Below are 25,029 nucleotides of genomic sequence, written 5' to 3' on the forward strand. Positions count from 1 at the left end.
AAATATAATGAAAAAAGCTGGGAGCTGGGCAATAACAGGATGTGTCCTTTTCATCTTATTTTCACTATTGTGGGGAATTAAAAGTTCTTTTGACCGTATAAACGAATTAAATATAAACACCAATAATCTGCAATTAAAAATTGATCAAGCGTATTTTGTTGATGACAAAAATCAATTTGTTAACTCTAATTATAGTGAATTTAAAAGTCGATTTAGACCAACTAAACTCAACTATTCAAAGATAGAATTTGGTGAAAGTGACGTTTGGTACCAATTAAAATTTAGAAACCTGACAACCACCAAAATGAATTTGGTCCTTTTATTAGATAATCCAATGTTAGATTACATTGATATTTATGAATTGAAGAATAATGACCTCCACGTTTTGTCAAAACTAGGCGATAAACGAAAGAATACGGAACTCGAGTTACTTGCTTTACCTCACTCAGTAATTGAACTTAACGGTTCTGGTGAGATGGAAATGGTTATTAGAACCAATTCTAAAGGTACGCCGAATTTACCTATATCTATTTTTACCAATGAAAACTTTGAACAATACAAATCCATGGTGTTTCTTATCTGGGGAAGTTTTGTCGGCATCGTCATATTAATGTCTATTTACAACATTATTTTATTTGTAGGTGTAAAAGATAAACTTTATCTAATTTATGTAGGTTACATATTTGCCTTTTTGGTTGTCCTAGGTGTAGTTCATGGATTTTTAACTTACCTTGTGCCTTATTGGGTGTATGACCTAATAGCGGATAATGTCATCGCTCTGTTTAGCATGGTTGGGGCGCTAATGTTGGCGTTTGCCATGAAGTTTCTAAAATTTGATCAAGACAAACGCAGTCTTAGTTTTCGGACGGGCCAGGTCGTTATTAATTTGCTTTTGGCACTTAGTTTTTACGCGTTGTTTGTTGTTGAATATAAGGCGGCGCAACTGTTTTTTATGGCACAAGGTTCTGTCTATATTTTTGCCATCATTTTAGTCGCAATCCGATTAAAGTTAGATTTTAGCTGGGCAAAATATTATGTGATTTCCTGGTTACCGTTATTCATCGGAGCTGCAGTAGGCCCATTAATGTTAACGGGTAATCTGGAGTATAGTTTCTGGAGTCGTCATGCACTTTTGTTGGGCGTATTATTTGAAATGACCTTCATTTCAATGGCTTTAGCAGAACGATTACGAATGAGCGAAAATCAATTACTGTTCCAGGCCACACATGATCACTTTTTAAATATTGGCAATTCAATAATTTTAGAACAGCAACTTAAAAAACAATTTGATGTTGTACCTAATCCTTCATTTAGTTTAGTGGTAATTAAAATAGAAAATTATCATCAGTTAACGCCTTATCTAGATCAAATAAGTTTAAAAGTAGTCGTCGATAAATTTTTAACAAAAGTTGAAACGTTTTTTAGTGACCATGTCACCTTAGCGACACTTGACGAACATATCGACGTAAAACATATTGCTGCTGTTAAAGATGGCTATTTTGCGTTAGTAATTTTAAGTACCGATCAAATACTAATCGACAACTTACAAGATGAAATTGGAGAATTGCTTCCTTTTACCTATCGCCTGAAAGGATTTGATGTTTCGTTTAATTGCTTTATTAGTTGCGTAAATTCAGCAGAATTTGAGTCACCAGAAGAAATTATTACTTTTAGCTTTAATGTATTACAACAGAGCAATCGTGCCACGACTACATTTCAAACTTTTGAGAAACGGAGCTCGGATAAAAGGCATCAGCTAGTTTCGGAACTTGTAAAATCTAACGAACTACAAGATTTTCAAATAGGATTTCAACCTACAACAAACTCGGTTAACAGTAAATTATCGCTAGTTAAATTGAGTATAAGTTCCTCTAAAAATAATGAGTTCTTTGAACTTTCTGCCTGTTTAGATACAACGACTAACAATATGATGGCTAGTTTGTTCGAAGAACGAGTTTTCGAGTTAATTTGCAGTCAAGTTGCATTGTTAGACTCGACTAAAACTAAGTTTTTAATCGACTTCTCAACTCAAAATAGAATAACAAAAACCTTTATTTCCATGCTGATTAAAACGTTAAATAAATATGGTTTGAAGGCCGATTTATTTGTTATTACGGTAAGTAGCAAGCTAATGAATTCGCAAAACATACAGGAAATCAGCACGCTTCGAGAATTTGTCGACCTCGGATTTTTAATTAGTATTAAGGAAGATACATTTGGAATAGAAAGTGCAAACTGGATCAGTGAGTTGCCTATCTCAGTAGTTACGTTTCAAGCGGAAACAATGAAAAAACTTATAATGACAAGCGACCCCGAACGAGTTCTCAATTTTTCTTCTACTTTACAAAAAATGGATATTTCGATATTGGTTGAGAATATAAAAAATCAAACGGATTTTGATGAGTTAAAAGTGCTTCCTTTTAATTTAGTTGGAGCGCTATCAACAAACGTGTTGTCAGAAATAGAATTTAAGGAATACATTGATCAGCGCTTTATCGACTCTCTCGCTAAAGACCAAAGTTTACATAGCTTTGTTTTAAATGGGGTGAAATCATGAAACTTCATTTAAGGTTCATTTCAATTCTGTTCATGTCCTTTTTAGTTGTTATTTTTACTAGCTATATCATTAGTAAACTCGAAAATATTAATAAACTGGCATTAAATAGTAAAAATTTGGCAGTCGAATCAGTTTACAGGAATGTTCAAGGTGACTTTAAAACTGACTCGCAGACCATCTACAATTTCTTTAAAAATGATACTCGAGAAAAGAAAACAATAAGTTTAGAGTTTGGTGAGAATGAATACTGGCACTTAATTAAAATTAGAAATCTACGTTCTGTATTGTCTGAATATGTTTATTTATTTGATAATCCAATGTTAGATGAAATAGACATTTATGAAATAAAAGCTGGTATCCCAACTCTCGTTAAGCGATTAGGTGATAATCGAATTAATAAGAAGCGCGAAATGGCGTTACCTTCAATCGCAGTGAGTTTGCAAAAGCAACAACAAAAAGAATTACTTATTAGAACCTATTCTTTAGGAACACCACATCTACCAGTGGCCCTTTTTGAATCTAATGGCTTCAATCGTTATAAAAATATGCTGTATTTGTTGTGGGGATCAATCGTAGGGATCGTCTTTGTTATGACAGCCTATAACTTAATCTTGTTTCTCGGTGTTCACGACAAATTATATATTTTATATGTTGGCTATATTATTAGCTTTTTAATGGTTTTAAGTTTTGTGCATGGTTTTGGAATTTATTTATTACCAATCAGTTTTTACCAGCACATTGGCAACAATATTATTTCAGTTTATTACCTGCTTGGTATCTTCTTGCTGTTATTTAGTTATTACTTTTTACACTTCAATAATAAAGAACAATTAGTGATTCAGCGCTCTGTGAAAGGGTTAACGATCATATTGTTTGTATTTGGAGTATACGCCACAACCCAAAGTGAGTATGAGGCTGCTAAACCATTTTTTTTAATGCAGCTATTTATTTATATTTTGTGCTTAATCATGTTGTTTCAGAGAATAAGAAAAAATAAGAGTTGGGGGACACTTTACATCATCTCATGGTTGCCGCTCTTTGTCGGTTCAGCCGTTGGAACTCTATTGCTGCAAGGGCAGTTAGAATATGGCTTTTGGACGCGGCATGCGGCGTTTTTTGGCGTCGTTTTTGAAATGACATTAATTTCGATGGCACTTGCCGAAAGATTACGGGTAAATAAAGCAGAAATACTTTATGAAGCGACACATGACAAGATCTTTAAACTGGCAAATATTGCAAAATTAGAATTTTGCATTAATCAAACGCCTAAGCTAGCTAAGAATAAATACTCTGTAATATTAATTGAGTTAGATGAAGTTGATAATTTTACAACAATAGATAAAAACCAAGAACAAATAGCGTTTATCAATAGTTTTGTGAGCGATATACAACGATATTTTTCAAGTTATCTCCATGTTATTGACGTTGATAATGACTCGACGATAAGAAAAGTCTGTTTAGTGCGTGAGGGATTGTTTGCCATTACGATTACCAGCAGTGATGAAGCATTACTCAAAACTACGATTAAAGAATTTTGTAAGTTACAAAAGTTAAACAATAGTACAACAGCACAATTGTATAAAATGCATTTTGTTATTGGCGCAGCGACCAAGGAAAGTAATGATTTTTCATTAACTGATATTGTCAATCAGGCGCAACAAGCGATTAATATCGCGAATTCTAAAAAATTAGATTTTTGGATTTTTAATGAATTAGATAAATTTAACCAAAATAGAAGAGTTGAAATTGCCACTGAATTACAAAAAGCGATCGATAACAAAGAACTCATTATCTACCATCAACCGAAATTGGGTGTGGATAAGCTTGAAGTGATTGGTAGTGAAATATTAGTTCGCTGGGAACATTCTGAGTTAGGTGAAATTAGCCCTTCAGAGTTTGTACCGATTGCCAAAGATACAGGGTTGATTTCGTCATTAACTGAATGGGTGATAGACACTTCGTGTCAAAACTTAAGTAAGCTAATTAAAGAGTTTGACCCTAATTATCATGTCGCCATTAACATTTCTGTTTCTGATTTACATTTGTCGCAGTTTTTAGCGATGGTCCAAAAAAGTTTAGATACATATAGGATTGCGGCCAAGCATTTAACGTTTGAGTTCACTGATCTAAAATTTGAAAATTTAGACAATAATATTAAAAAAACAATAATAGGACTAAAGAGAAAAGGGTATCGGATCTCAGTAGATGCACTAAAAACGCCGTTATCTAATTTAGGATTTGTATTTAACGGACTGGTGTCTGAAATCAAATTGGATTGCAGAGAAATTCAAAATATAGAAGCGACACAAGGTAATACAACCGTCATTCGTCAGCTTGTCAGCTTGACAAATACCAATGGTATTGATGTTGTAGGTATTGGGATAGACTCATTAGATTCTGAAAATATGATGCTTGAACTACCTTGTAATATCGTACAAGGGTTTAAATATTGTGAGCCTTTGCCTTTTCATATGTATATCAACTGGCTAAATACAAACGCAAGGTGAGTTTATTCAATACTTTTGATAAGGCGTTATAAATCGCTGTCGTCGTTGTATTAGAATGTTAGTAACCTATTTGTTTCTTTTCAACTTTACAAATAAGTGCTTAGAATGTATTTTGCTACTATCAAATCAGTAAGAGAAATCCATGTCGTCTGCGTTTACTAGAGCTTGCGTAATTATAACAATGTTGTTGTCCGTAATAGGGCAATCGCTTGCTAATACCGTTATGCCTTGCGAAATGACAGATAGTGGCCAACACATGACGATGAATCATACTGGGAAAACATCTACATCTACATCTTCATCAATGGCAATGCACAAAGATATGAAAGTATCTGGAAATATGTCACATGATGCACCTTCTAATCATGAGCAAAGCGGGAAAATGGATTGTTGTGATATTGAATGCAGTTGTCCCGCAAACGCCTGCTCAACTTACACGTTTGTAACCGTTGACATACAGTCAATATTATCTCTAGTAACAATCGAAAAAGTGCCGAGCCTAGAACATACATCACCAATCTCAATTTATAAGTCTTTCTACCGTCCTCCTATAATTTCTTAATCCACAGGACAAGTGCATCTAAATTTTGGTGCACATACATAACTCTCTCAAAACCAAAAAGTTAGAACGACTTAGTCTATTTATTTGTCTAACGCCGTTTTCATTTAAAGATGGTAAAGCATGTATTTACAAACAAAAGAACTAATTGCCATGCTGGTGTTTTTCGTCGCAGGCGCGATTTTGGCAGCAATGGCTAATGCAATGAACAAATTTGAGCCTCTTATTCACCCAGAGAAAAAGCGCCAAGTTTATAAAAAACCTAGTTGTGGATGCTGTAAAAAATGGGGCTTGCATATTGACCACTACGAGGAGCAGTTTTGATGGCTCAACTTAATTTTCGTAATGCTACCTTAATCGGAGCGGTATTAATTTCTACTATGTCTAATTCGGTGACGGCGAATCCTGTTATTTCGTTAGACGACGCAATAATTCAAGCCATTACAAATGACCCTTGGGTGAATGGCAATAACCAAAAATACCGAGCGACATTAGCAAGAAGTACTGCCGTCGCCACGATGTCTGATCCGCTTGTGTCAGTTAGTTTAATGAATGTACCTGTCGATTCTATGGATTTTAATCAAGAGAACATGACGCAGTTAAAAGTTTATGTATCGCAATTGCTGCCAAGAGGAAACGTACTCGACATTAAACAAGCGAAACTGACTACAAGTGCGCAAAAATATCCGTTGATGCAAGAAGAACGAAAAGCCCAACTAACGCTAAATGTGACACATATTTGGTTAGACATTTATTTGGCCCAAAAGACCATTAACCTTATAACTCGTGACAAAACCTTATTTGAACAAACTGCAGATGTTGCTAGAGCGAGTTATTCTAGTACCGTAGGAAAAACCCGACAACAAGATGTTATTCGTTCACAACTAGAGCTTATCCAATTAGACGACAGATTAGCGGTAGAGTATCAAAAGCTTGAATCCGCTATCGCAAGGCTTAATGAATGGTTGCATGTTTTTCAAGACGGTTTACATGACAATAAACCTAATTTTGACGCAATAGCAACAGACATCAAAGTAACTGATTCATTGCCATCAATACCTTTGAGAAGCAATATTTTGTCTAAAAATAAATTATTGTCTCGAAATTCATTAGCTCAACTTGTTTCAAATCACCCCACAGTACGTCTAATCGATGTTGACCAAAAAGTGGCATTAAAAGATGTTGAAATAGCGAAAGAACAATACAAACCACAATGGGGGATCAATGCGTCTTATGCGTATAGAGACGCTATGGAAAATGGTGATGATAGGGCAGATTTTTTTTCCATTGGGGTTACTTTTGATGTGCCATTATTTACCAATAAACGACAAGATAAACTTGTATCTGCATCTATTTCCGACGCAGCGTCCATTAGAACGGACCACCTTTTATTAACAAAAAGCCTAATTACACAAATTGAAAAAGAATATAGAAACTTACAACGCCTTACCCAGCGACAGCAACTGTATATAACGCAACTAATAACCCAAAGTCATGAGCAAGCAGAGGCCTCGTTAACAGCTTATACCAATGACGACGGTGATTTCTCTGAAGTTATTCGCGCTCGTATCGCTGAACTTAATACACAAATATCGGCACTTAACATTGATATCAATTTGCTAAAAGCAACGGCTCGAATTAACTATCTAACGACGCAATCGCTACTGCCATATTATCCAGACGGATGGACTAAATAATGACTATTACACAAAAATTTGTCGCAACAATAATAGCTAGCACGATTTTAGGTGCAGTGTTAACCGTAATTAGTGCACCTACTTTACAATTGCTTGGCTTTAATCTATTCCCCAACAACGGTGCTGCAAATAGTACAGATGAGTCAGCAAGTAAGAAGCCACTTTATTGGGTAGCACCTATGGATTCAAATTACCGTAGAGATAAACCGGGTAAGTCACCAATGGGAATGGATCTGGTTCCGGTTTATGCCGAGAGCAAGCAACAGGGAACCGCTGGACAGGTGACAATTGCGTCTCACGTTATCAATAATATGGGCGTTAGGACGGCAAAAGTCGTTCGCGGTGAAATGATGACCGAAATCTCTACAGTTGGATATGTACAATATGACGAAGATCAATTGGTTCATATTCATCCCCGCGTAGAGGGATGGATAGAAAAATTGTTTGTCAAAGCCGCAGGGAATCCCGTTGAAAAAGGCCAACCTTTATATACGCTTTATGCGCCACAATTAGTTAACGCTCAAGAAGAGTTTTTAATCGCGTTAAAGCGCAATAATAAAACACTAATCATCGCAGCGCGAGAACGTCTACAGGCATTGCAACTGTCAGATGCGTTTATTCTTAACTTAGAAAAAAGTCAAAAGGTGGTTCAAAACATCACTTTTATCGCACCTCAATCAGGCGTAATAGATGGGCTTAAAATTCGCGAAGGATTTTTTGTAAAGCCAGGCACAACGTTAATGAGTATTGGACAGCTTGACCAAGTTTGGGTTGAAGCCGAAGTCTTCGAACGAGACGCCGCATTGGTGCGAGCCGGATTAGATGTATCAATGACGTTAGATTACCTGCCAAGTAAAACGTAGTCAGGAATTGTTGACTATGTTTATCCAACTTTAAACCCTACAACTCGTACTCTACGAGTCAGATTAAAGTTTGAGAATCCGGACCACAAATTAAAGCCTAACATGTTCGCGCAAGTCTTAATTCACGCCACTGGTATTACAAATACGTTAATGGTACCAAAAGAATCTGTTATAAGAACGGGTAAACAAGATAGAGTTGTTTTAGCGTTAGGCGATGGTCAATTTAAGTCTATCGAGGTCGTCATAGGTCGTGTTTCAAATGATTACATTGAAATCAAACGTGGCTTAAATGATCAAGACCGAGTCGTTGTTTCTGCCCAGTTTTTGATTGATTCAGAATCAAGTAAAAGTTCAGACTTCCTCAGAATGAGTCCAACGGTTCGCAGTGAAACTGTATTTGCTACGGGCGTTGTAAACAGTCTGATGCGGGAACATAGTATGATAAATATCACACATGAGCCCGTAGAGGAATGGCAATGGCCTGAGATGACAATGGATTTCATCGTAGCCAATGAGGTCGATTTATCTGACGTTCGAGTTGGGCAAACACTACATTTTGAAATGACAAAACTGCCTAACGACGAAATTAACATTACTGTTATTCATATTCGTGACGAAGGTGATAATTCAGCAAAGGATTCACCTAATTACCCAACGGCAACTGTGGGCGGCATTATTAACAGCGTTGACAAAAAAAATAGGATCGTAAACATAAGTCGAGAAGCCATAACCAAATGGCAAAGAGACGCAGCAACTTTGGATTTTGAAATTGAAGAAAATTTATCATTAGACAAATTTGTGGAAGGTAATCCTGTGACATTTACTTTTGAAGTTAGAGATGAGTTAACAGTGATTGCGATAAAAGTAAATGATAACCCTGCGATAAAACCTAAAGACAAGGTCGAACCAATGTCTATGCATGACGGCCATTAGGAGACTATTTAATGATTGAAGCAATTATCAGATGGTCAATTCAAAACCGTTTTTTTGTTATTTTAGCCACAATAATAATCGTTGGTGCCGGATTATATTCCGTCAAAAATACACCTGTAGATGCATTACCTGATTTATCAGATGTACAGGTGATCATAAAAACCAATTATCCAGGCCAGGCACCACAGGTTGTTCAAGACCAAGTAACCTATCCATTAACCACGGCAATGTTATCTGTGCCTGGCGCTGTAACCGTGCGTGGTTATTCATTTTTTGGCGATTCATTTGTCTATGTCATATTTGACGAATCTACCGATTTATACTGGGCTCGCAGCCGAGTGTTAGAGTATTTGAGTCAAGTTACACCTTCATTACCACCAAGTGCACGTCCGCAATTAGGACCCGACGCTACCGGCGTTGGCTGGGTATATTTGTATTCATTAATTGATAAAACGGGGCAACACGACATTAGCCAATTACGTAGCTTGCAAGATTGGTTTTTAAAATATGAATTACAAACAGTGGCTGGGGTGTCAGAAGTCGCCGCAATTGGTGGCATGGTTAAACAGTACCAAGTCCAAATTGACCCAGATAAACTTAGAGCTTACGGTGTACCACTAAACCATATAAAAACAGCTCTACAACGCGGTAATCAAGAAACCGGCGCTTCTGTCGTCGAAATGGCCGAAGCTGAATATATGGTTACCGCGTCTGGTTACATTAAGAATATTCAAGACATTGAAGCAATTCCACTTGGTGTTAATAAACAAGGAACACCATTAACCATTGGTGACTTAGCCCAGGTAAGTTTAGGGCCACAAATGCGCCGAGGTATTGCCGAGTTAAATGGTGAAGGCGAAGTTGTTGGTGGGATTGTTGTTATGCGATTTGGCGAAAACGCACAGCAAACGATTGAAGGTGTTAAAGCAAAACTTAAACAACTCAAAAAGGGACTTCCTAAAGGCGTCGAAATTGTCACGGTTTACGACCGTTCAGGACTTATTGACGATGCTGTAGAAAACTTATGGACAAAATTGTTAGAAGAATTTGCTGTTGTTGCATTAGTTTGTATGGTCTTTTTATTCCACTTACGATCGTCATTGGTTGCTATCATCAGCTTGCCAGTCGGTATCCTAACGGCATTTATCATCATGCATTTGCAAGGGATCAATGCCAATATCATGTCATTAGGTGGTATTGCAATAGCTATAGGTGCAATGATAGACGGCGCAATTGTCATGATTGAAAATATGCATAAACATATGGAGAAAACACCGCTAACAGACAAGAATCGCTGGCAGATCGTAGCTCAATCGGCAAGTGAAGTTGGCCCTGCGTTGTTTTTTTCACTGTTGATCATAACGGTTTCGTTTTTACCGGTATTTACGTTAGAAGCCCAAGAGGGAAAAATGTTTTCTCCATTGGCGTTTACTAAAACGTACGCAATGGCTGCATCAGCGGCCCTCGCTATAACTTTAGTACCTGTTTTAATGGGGTATTTTATTAGAGGTAAAGTATTAGCTGAGCATAAAAACCCAATAAACAGATTGTTAACGGCAATATACTTACCGACATTAAATAAGGTTTTAACTTATCCAAAGTCGACTATTGTTGCGGCATTTTTAGTAACCGTAGCGGGTTTTTGGCCAATAAGTAAAATAGGTAGTGAGTTTATTCCGCCCTTAGATGAAGGCGATTTAATGTATATGCCCACAACATACCCAGGTATTTCAATTGGTAAAGCCCGTGAATTATTACAACAAACGGACAAGTTGATTAAAACCGTTCCAGAAGTAGAAACTGTATTTGGCAAAGTAGGGCGTGCTGAAACGGCTACCGATCCCGCGCCATTAACTATGATTGAGACCATAATTCAGCTTAAACCACGGGAGCAGTGGCGTGACGGTGTCACAACTGAGAGCCTCAAGAAAGAATTTAATAATTTAGTTCAATTTCCTGGGTTAACCAATGCCTGGGTAATGCCGATAAAAACTCGAATAGACATGTTAGCTACAGGCATTAAAACGCCTGTCGGGATTAAGATTGCTGGACCTAAATTAAAAGATATTGAAGAAATAGGGAAATCGTTGGAAAAAATATTGATGACTGTACCTGGTACTTCGTCTGTTTACTCCGAGCGAGTCGCCGGTGGCCGTTATCTTAAAGTCGACATTCAACGTAAAAAAGCAGCGCGCTATGGTTTAAATATCGCCGATGTACAACAAGTTGTAGCCTCTGCGATTGGTGGTATGAATGTTACGCAAACAGTTGAAGGTCAAGAACGATACCCGGTTAATTTACGTTACCCACAGGACTATCGAGACTCACCTGAAAAACTTTCACGATTACCAATAGTTACACCGGATGGGATGCGTATTTCATTAGCGGATGTCGCTAATGTTTTGATTGAAGATGGTCCGCCGGGAATTAAAAGTGAGAATGCCAGAATAAACGGTTGGGTGTTTGTCGATATAGAAGGGGCGGATATCGGTACTTATGTGCAAGAAGCACAACGAGTCGTCTCGGAGCAATTACAAATAAAATCAGGTTATTCTATCGCTTGGGCTGGGCAATATGAATATATGTTGCGGGCTAAAGAAAAGCTAACTTTTGTAGTGCCATTAACATTAGCGATAATTGTAATATTGTTGTACCTCAATTTTAGAAACGTTGCGGAAGTATTCATTATTATGGGGACTTTGCCATTGGCTATGGTAGGCAGTATTTGGTTAATGTACTTACAAGGCTTTAATTTTTCAGTGGCAGTTGGTGTCGGCTTTATCGCATTGGCCGGTGTTGCTGTGGAGATCGGGGTGATCATGTTAGTTTACTTAAATCAGGCAATTAACTCGATGTATCAAACATTGCTAAAGGAAAATAAACCGGTGACTAAAGCGGATATACAGAGTGCCATTATAGAAGGTGCTGGTATGCGGGTAAGACCTGTAATGATGACTGCCGCGGCAATAATTGTCGGTTTGCTACCTATTTTGTATGGCACAGGCGTTGGTTCTGAAGTGATGAGTCGAATTGCTGCTCCTATGGTAGGTGGCATGGCAAGTGCGGTAATGTTGACTCTCGTGGTATTACCGGCTGTTTTTTATCTTAAGGAAGTAACAAAGTTAACGGTCGGAAATAAGGAAACGTAATGAAAGGAAACATCATGATCCGAAGTATTCGAAAATACCACAAATGGCTTATGGCGTTTGTTGGTGTGCAGTTTCTATTTTGGTCTTTGACTGGTCTATATATGGTGAGCTTTGATATCCACTATATTCATGGCGAAACCTTAGTTAAAGAGAATGAAGCGTCGATAGCGTTATCACAGGTAACGTACCCAATAAGCGACCTTTTAGCGCAATATCCAAAGGCTGAGTCGATTTCGTTGACGACTTTAATCAACCGGCCGGTTTATCTGTTTTCAGAGCCAAAAAGCAAACCTAGCTGGCGGTTGGTAGATGCTAAAACAGGGCTTATATTACCGGTAATCGACAAAATGATGGCAATTCATATCGCTGAAAGTAAATATAGCGGCAATAGTGAAATAAAATCAATAAGGCTTCTGAGTGAGTCTACAGACGTACCTCCTGAATTATCTTCTCGTTATATTCCTGTTTGGAAAATAGATTATGATCAGTTTTCCTCACCGACGCTATACATTAGCCAGGAGTCGGGCAAGTTAGTCACTAAAAGGCATGATTTTTGGCGATTATTCGACTGGATGTGGCGCTTCCATATTATGGATTATGATGATGGAGAAAACGTCGCTAATTGGTTCTTATTATTAGTGGCTTCTCTTGGGATTTTGGCGGCATTTGCAGGAGCAGTGCTTACTTATATTCGCGTATTTAAACCCAATTACAATGAGGTTAAATAACGAATATGTATAAATTGAGTAAAACAGTTCACAAATGGGCATCGTTATTTGTAGGTATTCAATTACTCATTTGGTTAGCAACGGGTCTCTATTTTAATTTGATGGACCACGAAAAAGCCACGGGGAACAACAATCGCCAACATGTTAGTCAAATTGGGAACCATCAAGACTTTGTGTTTAAGCCGATAAAATCATTGGGATTACCCGCGCCGAAAGCGCTCAATCTAGTTTGGATCTTAGGTGAACCCTATTATCAATTAAAATATGAGCTACCAGCACATGCAGAAGCGCTACAAGATCAACTCGTTGTTCACGCGGTGACAGGCACGTCTTTTCAGTTAACAGAAAGGGATGCATTAAAAATTGCAAAGCAGTCATTCACAGGGACGGTAACTGAGCCAATAATAAGCTTTGTTCAACCGCCTATAGATAATTTGCCAAAACAAAAAACAGCTGTATGGAAAGTACAATTAGGTGATGTTGATAATACGGAAGTTTTTGTAAATGCCTACACAGGTGAGGTTGTTGGTCACTTTAATGACGATCGTCGATTACGTGACCTCATGTTTACTTTGCATTTTATGGACTATAACAATCAGGGGAGTTTCAATAATTGGTGGATTATTCTATTTGGCGCGGCTACGTTTTTTTTGTCAATATCAGGACTGATTTGGTTGGTAGAGTTAGTTAAATCTCAACAGTTTAAAATTTCATTTTATAAAGAAAATAAGGCGGTCCAGTTACATTATTCAGATAACTCTAAAACTGAGACTCTCATCTTAAAGAGCAACGACACTGTATTGGAAAGTTTAGCGATTAAAGGTGTCTTTATACCATCTAGTTGTGGCGGTGGGGGAACCTGCGGTAAATGTAAGTTTATTGCAAATAAAGATGCATCTATATGGCCAGCGGATAGACAACAATTATCAAAGGAGGAATTAGAGCAGGGATACCGACTTTCGTGCCAACATAACGTTAGTGAATTAGAGAATATTACGTTGGCTAAACAATTAAATGCAAAACACATTTACCTGACTTTAGTTTCTAGTGAATTTGTTACGCCATTTATAAAAGAACTTAAATTTGAACCTACTTCAAATGCGGTTTTAAACTATAGAGCTGGGGCGTATATGCAATTCCATATTCCTGCTAGCCAATATGAAGCCACGTTTGACGATGTACCAGAGGGTTATCAATCGTTTTGGAAAGGTATGGCAAGCCAAACATTACAACACGACAAAACCGTTAGAAGTTATTCAATTGTCAACTTTGATACTGAAACTCATCAGTTAACATTTGCTGTTCGGTGGCAAGTTCCGGTAAATAAAATTGGCGAGGTAGGGATTGGTTCAAGCTATTTATGTTCACTCTCGCTTGGCGATACTATCGAAGCAACGGGGCCTTTTAGTGAATTTTACGCTCGTCCAAACTCACTAAACAGACGTGTTTTTATTGGTGCGGGTTCTGGTATGGCGCCGCTGAGGGCAATTATTTTTGAACAGTTTAATAAGTATGACGTTAGCAACCCAACACTTTTTATTTTTGGCGCACGAACTGAAAAGGATTTGCTTTACAAAGATGAATTTCAAAAATTAGAGTCAACTAATAGCAGCTTTAATTATGTCCCTGTTTTATCGCAGCCGAGTTCAAACTGGCAAGGTCGCGAAGGCTACGTTCAAGACATATTGGAAGATTACATTAATCAAGACGAACCCCTTACCGACATTGAATTTTATTTGTGCGGCCCTGCTGCAATGATGATTGAAGTAGAAAATAAACTGCATTTGTTGGGTATCGATAGTGTAAATATATTTAAAGATGACTTTAGTCGTAACTCAAAATAATTGAAGGCTCCCTAACATCGATGTGGCCTGCTTTAGGCCCGTTGTATATCTAATATATGGCTCTTAAGCGATTAACTTAGCTTTCGAACATACGGGTTAATAATTCTAAAACAAGGTTGACCTGTGTCTAACTCACAGGTTTAAACTGACCATATTAATTGTATAACCACCAAAGGATATGCTGATGAAAGTATCTGAACTCGCCAGTTTGTTAAACATTTCTGCTGATACTGTACGTTTTTATACGAGAGAAAAATTGCTTAAGCCCACTAAAAGTAGCAATGGCTATAAATACTATTCCCCTCAAGATGTATCTCAGCTCAAATTCATACTTAGTGCTCGTAGTTTGGGCTTTACGATTTCAGACATAAAAAACATTTTAATTGAGGCAAAGCAGGGTAAAACCGCGTGTCCTATGGTTCGAGAAATAATTAAACAACGGTTAGCAAAAACAGAAAAACAGTTCCAAGCGATGTTAGCGCTACGACAGAAAATGACGGATACGCTGTCTTTGTGGGAAAAAATGGACGACCGGTGTCCTACATCTGATATGGTCTGCCATTTAATTGGACATGCTGGCATGAGTAAACCTGAGGAAGTTACATTAGCTGGTATTGAAACTTCTAATCACAATAGCTGTCCTCAAAAGACAGGACCAAATACGTTAGGAGGCGAGACTCATGACAAAGAATAGCTCAACGATAAGTGAACTTACAAATTCAAAAGAACAGTTAAAACCAGCCCAAAGTAGCTGCTGTAAAGCTAAACAATTGCCTGAAGAAAAGGATAGTCAACGCAATATCGGCACTGCATCTGAATCTGAATCTAAATCTGAAGCTCAACCTCAAAATCAGATGGAAATTATATTACTCATTGAAGGCGCTTCTTGTTCGAGTTGTGTATTAAAAATCGAAAAAGCATTGCGCACGGTTAAAAATGTATCGTCGGCGGAAATGAATTTTGGCGACAGGACGGTTGTTGTCGTTGCCAACGTTGAAAATAATAGTAAAAAAGCTATCGTAACAAAACTCCAAAATGCAGTGGATATAGCGGGGTATAAAGCAACTATCGTTAACGACAATGTTAGTGAGGAAGCCGAGGAAGAAAAACAAAAGCTTGATGAATTACAATACAAAAAGTTAATAAAAAATACCGTTACGGCTTTGTCACTTGGTATTCCTCTTATGATATACGGCATGTTTATTGGCGAGATGACCGTCGTAACAAACAACGAACGCGCGGTCTGGGGCACCATTGGTTTATTGACCTTGGCTATTATGTATTTATCCGGAGGCCATTTTTATAGCAGTGCTTGGAAAAGTTTTAAAAATCATTCTGCCAATATGGATACCTTAGTTGCATTAGGAACAGGTACTGCGTGGCTCTATTCTATGGTAGTTGTTCTATCGCCAATGATGGTTCCAGAAATGGCTCGTCATGTGTATTTCGAAGCGACGGCGATGATCATTGGGCTTATTAATTTGGGACTTTCGCTTGAATTTACAGCTCGTGGTAAAACATCTGAAGCGATTAAACGGCTTATTGGTTTACAGCCCAAAACAGCGATTGTTGTTAGGGACAACGAAGAGGTTACGATTGCAATTGAACAAGTGGTAATTAACGATATTGTGAAAGTACGACCGGGTGAAAAAATACCAGTTGATGGACATGTTATATCTGGCGCTTCAACGGTTGATGAAGCCATGTTAACCGGTGAACCTATGCCTGTTGCAAAAAACACAGGCGACAAAGTAATCGCTGGCACCATAAATAAAACCGGTATGTTCTTATTTAAGGCGAACAAAGTAGGTAAAGACACCGCATTAGCTAATATCATTACCTTAGTTAAAAAAGCCCAAAACTCTAAGTTGCCAATCGCTAAATTGGCAGATGTCATATCCGCATACTTCGTCCCTATTGTACTAATTATCGCGGTCTGTAGTGCATTGGTATGGCTCAACTTTGGACCTGAACCCACTATCGCTTTTGCATTGGTGTCCGCAACGACCGTGCTAATTATTGCGTGTCCGTGTGCACTCGGCTTAGCAACACCGATGTCTGTTATGGTAGGTGTTGGTAAAGCTGCTGAAGCCGGCATATTGATCCGTAACGGCGATGCGCTGCAATCGGCATCAAAGATTACCGCTATGGTGCTTGATAAAACTGGCACTATTACAGAAGGATCACCAAAGGTGACCGACATCCATGTTGTAAATCTAATGTCAGAAAACGACATATTATCTCTGGCCGCGAGTTTAGAGTCTGGCTCTGAACATCCATTAGCTCAGGCAATTGTAGAAAGCGCAAAAGAACGTAATTTACCGTTGGTCAAAATAACGCAGTTTTCTTCAAAAACAGGGAAGGGTGTTGAAGCTCATTGTGATAATAAATTGCTATCGTTTGGCAATGCTAGGCTTATGGCCGACAGTGGCATTCAAATTGATGAATATACAGATTTAACAAAAAGCTTTGCCCTACAAGCAAAAACGCCTATGTTTTTTGCTGTTGATAATAAACTAGCCGCGATTATCGCCGTGGCCGACCCAATCAAATCTGATTCAAAGCCAGCCATTCTGCGATTACAACAACTTGGTATAAACGTCGTTATGTTGACTGGTGATAATTATGACACGGCAAAAGCAATTGCAAAATCAGTCGGGGTAGACGATTTTAAAGCGGAAGTATTACCAGAGGAAAAAGCGCTTTATGTTAAACATCTTCAAACTGATCATCAAATCGTAGCGATGACTGGTGATGGAATAAATGACGCCCCCGCATTGGCGCAAGCTGATGTTGGTTTTGCGATTGGGACCGGCACAGACGTCGCTATTGAAAGTGCCGATATCACACTCATTAGAGGTTCACTCCATGGGTTAGTTGATGGTATTGCCGTAAGTCGAGCAACGATTAGAAACATCAAACAAAACCTTGTGGGGGCCTTTATATACAATATTATCGGGATCCCAGTGGCCGCAGGCGTACTTTATCCATTAACTGGGATGTTGCTAAACCCAGTCGTCGCGGGCGCTGCGATGGCGTTGTCGTCAGTAACGGTGGTGTCGAACGCTAACCGATTGCGCTGGTTAAAAATCAATTCTACTCATATGAGTCCAAAGCAATAATCAATTAGTTTTTGCGCTAACACGCTCTATATTTGCTTAAGTAATATTAACTAAGGATAAAATCAATGTTATTGATAAATTTAGTTGGAATCGGTTTAATCGCCTTCATTGTGTGGTGGTTTTGGTTGTATCAACCACCGAACAAATAACAAATATAAAAAACGGGCTAATGATTTTCCCGTTTTTTTACATTTTGATCCAGCATAAATTGCGAGTAAGAACCTAACTTATTGTTAAATGTATTGCGTGAAAGCGTAAGTGTTCTTCAATAAAACTCGCAATAAAAAAGTAACTGTGATCGTAACCATCATGCTGAGTTAATTGAAGCGGATAACCACTTATTTGTGCTGCCGAAACGAGTGTTTCAGGCTTCAGCTGTTCATTTAAAAAATTATCTGCGTTTCCTTGATCAACTTTTGTAGGAACAAATTTGGTGGCAATTCGCATAAGTTCACTGGCATCATGCTTGCGCCATGCAGCTTTGTCGTTACCTAAATATGCACTAAATGCTTTTTGACCCCAAGGGCAGTTCATAGGGTTACTAATAGGACTAAAGGCTGAAACCGACGCGTATCGGTCAGGGTTTAACATTGATATCGTTAATGCCCCATGCCCACCCATAGAGTGTCCCGAGATCGCGCGTTTGTCCGTTACCGGAAATGTTGTTTCAATTAGAGCTGGCAACTCATCAACAATGTAGTCATACATTTTGTAATGTTTATCCCAGGGGGATTGCGTCGCATTTACATAAAACCCAGCGCCTTGACCTAAATCATAACCTTCATCGTTAGCAATATTATCGCCACGAGGGCTGGTATCAGGCGCAACTATAGCAATGCCTAGTTCTGCAGCAATGCGTTGAGCACCGGCTTTTTGCATAAAATTTTCATCAGTGCAGGTTAATCCAGATAACCAATATAAAACAGGCACAGGCTGACCGCTAGTTGCCTGCGGTGGTAGATAAATAGCAAATTGCATTTCGCAATTAAGTACGTTGGACTTGTGTCGATACTGTTTGTGCCAGCCATTAAAACTCTTAGTTGCACTAATATTTTCAATTGTCATGTTTTTGCCCTAACTGCCTAATTTGAACTTCACAAACCAATACGACCTAACTCACTAATTTAAAAGCGACGATAAGTTTGTGTTTTATGTACAATAAAAAGATGTAATTTAAGGTGACTGCTTAACATAAAGCAGCCACTATAATCAGTTGCTATTTATCAAAGTGAATAACAGTGCGAATACTTTTGCCTTCATGCATAAGGTCAAATGCCGAGTTAATATCCTGTAAAGGCATAGTATGTGTAATAAAATCGCTAAGTTTAAACTCACCTTGTAAGTAACGCTCTACGTAGTTTGGTAATTCAGTACGACCTTTAACGCCACCAAATGCAGTGCCGCGCCAAACTCGACCGGTCACTAATTGGAATGGACGAGTTGATATTTCTTGACCGGCACCTGCTACGCCAATAATCACCGATTCTCCCCAACCTTTATGACAACATTCAAGGGCAGAGCGCATAACATCAACATTACCAATACATTCAAACGAATAATCTACACCGCCATCAGTTAGCTCAACAATAACGTCTTGGATAGGTTTGTCATGCAATTTAGGATTAATACAATCTGTTGCACCCAATTTTTTAGCCAATTCAAACTTGCTTTCATTGATGTCAATAACAATAATTCGGCTTGCCTTTGCCATCGTTGCACCGATTACTGCAGATAAACCGATGCCACCAAGGCCAAAGATTGCAACCGTGTCGCCTTCTTCTACTTTGGCTGTATTCATTACAGCGCCCATACCTGTTGTGACACCGCACCCCAATAAGCAAACTTCTTCTAGTGGCGCAGCTTTGTTGACCTTCGCCAATGATATTTCTGGTAAAACAGTATATTCAGAAAACGTTGAACAACCCATATAGTGGAAAATTGGCTGACCATCTTTATAAAAGCGGGTAGTACCATCCGGCATTAACCCTTGGCCCTGAGTGGTACGTATTTTTTGACATAGATTGGTTTTGCCAGAAGTACAAAATTTACACTCGCCACATTCAGGCGTATAAAGTGGAATGACATGATCGCCAACTTGCACGCTTGAAACACCTTCACCTACCTGTTCTACTATGCCACCACCTTCATGACCTAAAATTGCAGGAAAGATCCCTTCCGGATCTTCACCAGATAGGGTAAATGCGTCAGTATGACACACACCAGACGCAACAATTTTAACCAAAACTTCGCCTTTTTTTGGCAACATGACATCAACTTCTTCAATTGTCATTGGTTGGTTTGGACCCCAGGCAATTGCCGCCTTTGATTTAATAAATTGATCGGACATCATAATTCTCGCTTTTAATTAATATGTGTTTATTGCAATAGCCGAAACTAGCTAGATATCTACCAAGGTTTTGATTTATCTACAATTAGAGACAGAAATCTATGTTATTTAAGCTGACCTATGGCAGAACGTATTATTAACATTAATGGATCTGACTGCATTAAGTGAAGTAAGTCTAGTTCAGATTTTAGTTTGTGATAATAGGTCAAAATTACAAATCAGTTTTACCTATATGTAATAATCAATGGTATTTAAGGGGTAAGTGTTACATCATTACGACTATTATTTTTGTACTGCTAAATTAAATTTTATTATGGTTGAAGTCGTACTTTAACAAAAGGCATTTAAAGGTAGGTTTTAATGAATTGGGAAGGGATCAGTGAATTTGTATTTGTCGCTGAAAGTGAAAGCTTTACCTTAGCTTCAAAAAAGCTGGCTATTTCAACGGCTCAAGTAAGTCGTCAAATTAGCGCATTAGAACGTCGTTTAGACGTAAAACTGTTTTATCGAACCACTCGAAAAGTCGCTTTAACGGAAGAAGGGCGTATATTTTATCAACATTGTAGAAGCGTGCTTGACGGATTAGATGCGGCAGAACGTGCAATCACCAATTTGCAGTCGACACCTAAGGGAAAGATTAAAATGACTGCGCCAGTCACCTTTGGTGAGCATTATATTTTACCTTTGTTAAACAACTTTATGGCACAACATAATGAAATCGAAATTAATGCGTATTTAAGTAATCACCAAATAGATTTAGTCGACGGTGGTTACGACTTAGCCATTCGAGTTGGAAACTTAGCTGACTCAACTATGATGGCTAAAAAACTTGGATCTAGAACAAACTATGTCTGTGCGTCACCTAGTTACATAACACAATTTGGCACACCGCATACGTTATCTGAGCTAAACAAACACAACTGTTTACTTGGCACGTTAGACAGTTGGCATTTTAAAGGAGATGGACGAGACCTAAATGTGCGAGTAAAAGGCAAGCTTAGATACAACAGTGGTTTTGGTCTAGTCGACGCGGCGCTCAAAGGGTTGGGCATCGTGCAACTACCAGATTATTACGTACAACAGTACTTAGAAAACGGTGAACTTGTTTCCTTGTTGGATAACCACCGGGTACCCGACGAGGGGATTTGGGCCCTTTACCCACAAAACAGGCACCTATCACCGAAGATCCGCTTTTTAGTTGACTATTTAGCAGCAGAACTTAGTTAACTTTAGTCTTCATCCAGACCACTAGACCGAATAGGGCGATCAAAAACGGCAAGAAAAACAGTATCACGACGACTACCCGTTTTTGTTGACTGGTTAAATCAAGTCGCTCAACTTTTATTTGGTTTGAACTCATCAAGGTTTGATAGTCCAAATCGGCTAACCAATTAACAACGTTTAATCCCATTTTTGAATTACTGTATTGATTGATATAAACATTCGTCAAGAAGTCTGCATCGGTGAATACAATTAGCCGAGTATCTGATTTTGCTTTTAGTGTTACGCCATCGCCTGCATGTCGCCCTTTATGTTCTTCAAGGACGACATAAGACATTGGCACAGGCCCTATGGTGTCGACGCCTGCATCATATTGAACTTCTAAATATCGATTTGTTTCCGCCCAACTTTGATCTTTAGAAGCTGTGGCGGCAATTACAGCAAGTTTAATGGTTGGACGACGACCATCAACTATTTTAATAGAACGAGGTCGAACGTAGAATGTGTAATCAAGATCAGCTGTGATGGCTTTATGATTTTGATAATTTTTAGTCGCAGGGCTGCCTACATCATTTCCTATATGATTGGTCAAGTCGACCACAACATCGGACTCTACATTAAGTCCCCACTGATTTATTATCTCATTAAGTGATGGATTTAGCTGTTGCTGCTCGTCGGTTAGCGGCTGATCTGGGGTTGTTACCAAAGAATGTTCAATCAAAAATAACGCATCACCACCATCTCTTAAGTAGTTGGTAATTAATGTTTGTTCCTGTGTAGTTAAGTTTGTTTTTGGCCCCGCGATAATTAACACGTCACAGTCCGTTGGAATTTCAGGTGTGATACCTAACATTAGTGGATAACTTTGAATGTTGTTGTCGTCGAGTAGCTGCTTAAACGTCGACAAACCAATATTGCCTTGATTGGAAGTTGAATATTCTCCGTGCCCTTGGAGAAAATACACTTTTGCTGGCTCTCGAGTCACACGAGCGATTGCATTGGTTAGTTGTTCTTCTGTCAGCAAGTCTTTAGTAAAATCAACGTCCTGTCGTACATTGTCAGACTGTACGATAACTTTCTGCTCGTCACTATTAACAACGTTACCAAAGGTTGCAGCAAATGAAATGTTTTCAATTGGGTCAATTATTTGAGTGGTAATAAAGTCATTGGACAATCGCTCGTAATTGTTAAATAAATCCTGTAGATATTTTGGCGGAGTCCCTACGTGCAACGCGGTTAACTCAACATTCTTATTTAGAGAACTGACCAATTTAATGGTATTACTAGTCATTGTATGCTGTTTACCAACAGTGACGTCCCAAGGCGTTGGAAACTTTCCTGCAATGTAATGACTTATTCCTAAAAATCCCACGCTCGCTATTATTAACAAAACAATCAAAATAGGGGTGCGCCAGCGACCATAAAGGCTGTCTTGTGTTTTGTAACTGTTTTCTACGGTTTGCTTGTTTTTTGTGAATAGAAACCAAAATAAAACTACTGTGGATAAACAACCGATAAAAATCAAAAAACTTGCTAACGTCCATGACCAAAACGTGCTTTGTGCATTGATGTAAAACAGAGATAACCCTAAAGCGACCATCACTAGAGACATTGCCATCAAAATCGGCGAGATTGATTTAAATTTGCTTTTTAACACTTCCATGTTGTTCATTTAAGACCAGCTCCTATGATTTATACTGACACGGGTGAGGGTCAAACAAAGAACAATACCTGCAAGGTAATATACAAGGTCACCAATGGATATCATGCCAATTGCAAAGTTCTCAAGATGTGTACGGGTACTCAGTTGTATGACGAAGTTTTCAGCGGCTCCCGTAAAATACTTACTAAAGGTAACTGAAAAATAGAGCATAAATAAAATGATGTACGACAACATTGCAGCAATAATTTGATTGCGGGTCCAAGAAGAGGTTAATAGTCCGATAGCAATAAACAGTGCGCCTTCTAACCAAATTCCGAGATAACCGGAAAGCATGCTACTTGAATCAGGTTCACCAAAGTACTCAACGATAAAATAGTAACTTCCAGTTAGGCCAATTAAAAGAGAGTAAAATAGTAAAACACTACAATATTTTCCTAGTACAATCATGCTCGGTGTTAAAGGCGCAGTTAATAAAAATTCCATCGTGCCATTTGCTTTTTCTTCAGCAAAACTTTTCATCGTTAACATTGGAATAATGAAAATAAACATAAATTCCATTACCTGAAACACATCTCTTAACGACACTTCTTTATTTTGGTCAATGATCATAAAAAACAAAATATTGAACAAGGACAAGCACGCAATAAGAATAATGTAGGCAATAGGACTGCTAAAGTAACTTCGCAATTCTTTTTTGGTTAACGCATAAATTTTATTCATTGTGTTTTATTATCTGCTATTGCTGACTTGGCACTAACGCCGTGAAAATCGATAAATATCTGCTCTAACGTAGCAACCTTGTTTAGGGGATTGTCACCTAAAGCACCTATACTTCCGCCTTTATAGTTTTGAAGCAGTGTTTCTAAAGGTTCGTCGATAACCAACTTACCTGTCTTAATCATTAAAATGCGCTCTGCTATTTGCTCAATTTCTGACAAAGTGTGAGTACTGAGTAATACGGTTCGTTGTTCACGTTGATTTTTAATTAACGACAAGACTTGTTGAATTTGAATCGGATCCAAACCACTCGTGGGTTCGTCTAAAATAAGTAATTTAGGGTCGTGGATAATAGCCTGCGCTATACCAACACGCTGTTTGTAACCCTTAGACAAGGTTGATATGGTTTTTTTTGCAACCTCTTGTAAGTTGCACTCATCAATTACTTTTGCGATTTGTACCGTCAGTTTTTTTGCTGGAACTTCCTTTATTTCGGCAGCGAACTTCAAATATTGATAAACCGACATTTCTGCGTATAAAGGAGGGGATTCCGGTAAATAACCTATCTTTTGCCTTATAGCTAGGGAATGTTTGGAGATGTCATCACCGTCTACCAATATTTTACCCGTCGTTGGGGCCAAGAACGACGTAATCATGCGCATTAAGGTTGTTTTACCAGCGCCATTTTTTCCTAAAAAACCAACAATTTCACCTTGGTTTATTTCAAAACTAACATTGTCTACCGCCAGATGTGAACCAAAGCGCTTACTGATATTATCAACTGTTAGGATCTTCACTAAATCGCCTTCTTTAAAGATGGGTGTATTCAAACCTGATTAAAACCATATTTTAGCGCGTTCATATATCACGAAATGAAATATACAAAACCGTTTGTTGTTTTTCTAAAAAATGAGTACGCAAAACAACATATTAACCATAAACCCCTCAGGATCTAAACAATTGTTGAGATAAGCGCTTAACTTTAATTTTGAGTGTAACACGTACTAGTAACTTTGGTTTTTTAACGTTACTAATTAGGAGAGGAGATGACGTAATAAAGCAGAAAATACCAAAGCTTATTCAAAAGCTTTTAAGTTACATTTTGACGTAATGTTCTGGGTT

The 25,029-nt window shown here is 38.2% G+C and carries 15 protein-coding genes and 2 pseudogenes; 12 read left to right on the top strand and 5 right to left on the bottom strand.

Annotation, left to right across the window (positions count from 1 at the left end):
- Window positions 1–7 precede the first annotated feature (7 nt).
- The 11 genes and pseudogenes from Q4575_RS00935 (at window position 8) to Q4575_RS00985 (ending at window position 17,959) form a co-directional block, all read left to right on the top strand.
- Window positions 8–2,557: a 7TM diverse intracellular signaling domain-containing protein gene (locus Q4575_RS00935; RefSeq protein WP_303521035.1), complete on the top strand. Its 2,550-nt coding sequence runs from the start codon at window positions 8–10 to the stop codon at window positions 2,555–2,557.
- Window positions 2,554–5,064: an EAL domain-containing protein gene (locus Q4575_RS00940; RefSeq protein ID WP_303521036.1), complete on the top strand. Its 2,511-nt coding sequence runs from the start codon at window positions 2,554–2,556 to the stop codon at window positions 5,062–5,064. The genes Q4575_RS00935 and Q4575_RS00940 overlap by 4 nt, the downstream gene beginning before the upstream one ends.
- Window positions 5,065–5,206: 142 nt before the next feature.
- Window positions 5,207–5,626, top strand: a complete 420-nt coding sequence (locus tag Q4575_RS00945) for a hypothetical protein (protein ID WP_303521037.1) — start codon at window positions 5,207–5,209, stop codon at window positions 5,624–5,626.
- Between the two features lie 120 nt (window positions 5,627–5,746).
- Window positions 5,747–5,947, top strand: a complete 201-nt coding sequence (locus Q4575_RS00950; RefSeq protein WP_303521038.1) for a hypothetical protein — start codon at window positions 5,747–5,749, stop codon at window positions 5,945–5,947.
- Entirely contained in the window at window positions 5,947–7,320 is a 1,374-nt protein-coding gene (locus Q4575_RS00955) for a TolC family protein (protein ID WP_303521039.1), read from the top strand. Before Q4575_RS00950 ends, Q4575_RS00955 begins: the two co-directional genes overlap by 1 nt.
- An 89-nt stretch (window positions 7,321–7,409) precedes the next feature.
- A pseudogene (locus Q4575_RS00960) lies at window positions 7,410–9,116 on the top strand (efflux RND transporter periplasmic adaptor subunit).
- 11 nt (window positions 9,117–9,127) lie between these two features.
- The gene (locus tag Q4575_RS00965; protein WP_303521040.1) at window positions 9,128–12,265 is read left to right on the top strand and encodes an efflux RND transporter permease subunit; all 3,138 of its coding nucleotides are present in this window, start codon (window positions 9,128–9,130) and stop codon (window positions 12,263–12,265) included.
- Window positions 12,265–12,993, top strand: a complete 729-nt coding sequence (locus Q4575_RS00970; protein WP_303521041.1) for a PepSY domain-containing protein — start codon at window positions 12,265–12,267, stop codon at window positions 12,991–12,993. Before Q4575_RS00965 ends, Q4575_RS00970 begins: the two co-directional genes overlap by 1 nt.
- A 5-nt stretch (window positions 12,994–12,998) precedes the next feature.
- Window positions 12,999–14,837, top strand: a complete 1,839-nt coding sequence (locus Q4575_RS00975; RefSeq protein ID WP_303521042.1) for a PepSY domain-containing protein — start codon at window positions 12,999–13,001, stop codon at window positions 14,835–14,837.
- A 184-nt stretch (window positions 14,838–15,021) separates the two neighbouring features.
- Window positions 15,022–15,405 (top strand): annotated as a pseudogene (locus Q4575_RS00980) (MerR family transcriptional regulator); the annotation flags it as partial.
- A gap of 286 nt (window positions 15,406–15,691) precedes the next feature.
- Window positions 15,692–17,959, top strand: a complete 2,268-nt coding sequence (locus Q4575_RS00985; RefSeq protein ID WP_303521129.1) for a heavy metal translocating P-type ATPase — start codon at window positions 15,692–15,694, stop codon at window positions 17,957–17,959.
- Between the two features lie 222 nt (window positions 17,960–18,181).
- On the opposite strand, the gene fghA is transcribed toward Q4575_RS00985, so the two are convergent.
- Both fghA and Q4575_RS00995 read right to left on the bottom strand, forming a co-directional pair.
- On the bottom strand, window positions 18,182–19,024 hold the full coding sequence (gene fghA / locus Q4575_RS00990) for an S-formylglutathione hydrolase (protein ID WP_303521044.1): 843 nt from the start codon (window positions 19,022–19,024) through the stop codon (window positions 18,182–18,184).
- A gap of 151 nt (window positions 19,025–19,175) precedes the next feature.
- The gene (locus Q4575_RS00995; RefSeq protein ID WP_303521130.1) at window positions 19,176–20,306 is read right to left on the bottom strand and encodes an S-(hydroxymethyl)glutathione dehydrogenase/class III alcohol dehydrogenase; all 1,131 of its coding nucleotides are present in this window, start codon (window positions 20,304–20,306) and stop codon (window positions 19,176–19,178) included.
- A gap of 360 nt (window positions 20,307–20,666) precedes the next feature.
- On the opposite strand from Q4575_RS00995, the gene Q4575_RS01000 reads away from it, so the two are divergent.
- Window positions 20,667–21,533, top strand: coding sequence for a LysR substrate-binding domain-containing protein (locus Q4575_RS01000; protein ID WP_303521045.1), 867 nt, complete (start codon window positions 20,667–20,669; stop codon window positions 21,531–21,533).
- Here Q4575_RS01000 and Q4575_RS01005 read toward each other — a convergent pair.
- From Q4575_RS01005 to Q4575_RS01015, 3 genes are read right to left on the bottom strand one after another with little or no spacing between them, the layout of a single operon-like run.
- Window positions 21,526–23,199 (bottom strand): Gldg family protein, encoded by a 1,674-nt coding sequence (locus tag Q4575_RS01005; protein ID WP_303521046.1) that lies wholly within the window; start codon window positions 23,197–23,199, stop codon window positions 21,526–21,528. The genes Q4575_RS01000 and Q4575_RS01005 overlap by 8 nt on opposite strands.
- Window positions 23,200–23,910 (bottom strand): ABC transporter permease, encoded by a 711-nt coding sequence (locus Q4575_RS01010; protein WP_215962893.1) that lies wholly within the window; start codon window positions 23,908–23,910, stop codon window positions 23,200–23,202.
- Window positions 23,907–24,704 carry an ABC transporter ATP-binding protein gene (locus tag Q4575_RS01015; protein WP_303521047.1) on the bottom strand — a complete coding sequence of 266 codons (798 nt, stop codon included), beginning with the start codon at window positions 24,702–24,704 and terminating at the stop codon, window positions 23,907–23,909. Before Q4575_RS01015 ends, Q4575_RS01010 begins: the two co-directional genes overlap by 4 nt.
- Window positions 24,705–25,029: the final 325 nt, after the last annotated feature.

It is taken from the genome of Psychrosphaera sp. 1_MG-2023 (assembly GCF_030548245.1).
GTDB classification, from domain to species: domain Bacteria; phylum Pseudomonadota; class Gammaproteobacteria; order Enterobacterales; family Alteromonadaceae; genus Psychrosphaera; species Psychrosphaera algicola.

Bases quoted from the DNA above. Each gene is read 5' to 3' on its own strand.
- Q4575_RS00935 (WP_303521035.1), top strand. From the start codon at position 8: ATGAAAAAAGCTGGGAGCTGGGCAATAACAGGATGTGTCCTTTTCATC.
- Q4575_RS00940 (WP_303521036.1), top strand. From the start codon at position 2,554: ATGAAACTTCATTTAAGGTTCATTTCAATTCTGTTCATGTCCTTTTTA.
- Q4575_RS00945 (WP_303521037.1), top strand. From the start codon at position 5,207: ATGTCGTCTGCGTTTACTAGAGCTTGCGTAATTATAACAATGTTGTTG.
- Q4575_RS00950 (WP_303521038.1), top strand. From the start codon at position 5,747: ATGTATTTACAAACAAAAGAACTAATTGCCATGCTGGTGTTTTTCGTC.
- Q4575_RS00955 (WP_303521039.1), top strand. From the start codon at position 5,947: ATGGCTCAACTTAATTTTCGTAATGCTACCTTAATCGGAGCGGTATTA.
- Q4575_RS00965 (WP_303521040.1), top strand. From the start codon at position 9,128: ATGATTGAAGCAATTATCAGATGGTCAATTCAAAACCGTTTTTTTGTT.
- Q4575_RS00970 (WP_303521041.1), top strand. From the start codon at position 12,265: ATGAAAGGAAACATCATGATCCGAAGTATTCGAAAATACCACAAATGG.
- Q4575_RS00975 (WP_303521042.1), top strand. From the start codon at position 12,999: ATGTATAAATTGAGTAAAACAGTTCACAAATGGGCATCGTTATTTGTA.
- Q4575_RS00985 (WP_303521129.1), top strand. From the start codon at position 15,692: ATGGAAATTATATTACTCATTGAAGGCGCTTCTTGTTCGAGTTGTGTA.
- fghA (WP_303521044.1), bottom strand. From the start codon at position 19,024: ATGACAATTGAAAATATTAGTGCAACTAAGAGTTTTAATGGCTGGCAC.
- Q4575_RS00995 (WP_303521130.1), bottom strand. From the start codon at position 20,306: ATGTCCGATCAATTTATTAAATCAAAGGCGGCAATTGCCTGGGGTCCA.
- Q4575_RS01000 (WP_303521045.1), top strand. From the start codon at position 20,667: ATGAATTGGGAAGGGATCAGTGAATTTGTATTTGTCGCTGAAAGTGAA.
- Q4575_RS01005 (WP_303521046.1), bottom strand. From the start codon at position 23,199: ATGAACAACATGGAAGTGTTAAAAAGCAAATTTAAATCAATCTCGCCG.
- Q4575_RS01010 (WP_215962893.1), bottom strand. From the start codon at position 23,910: ATGAATAAAATTTATGCGTTAACCAAAAAAGAATTGCGAAGTTACTTT.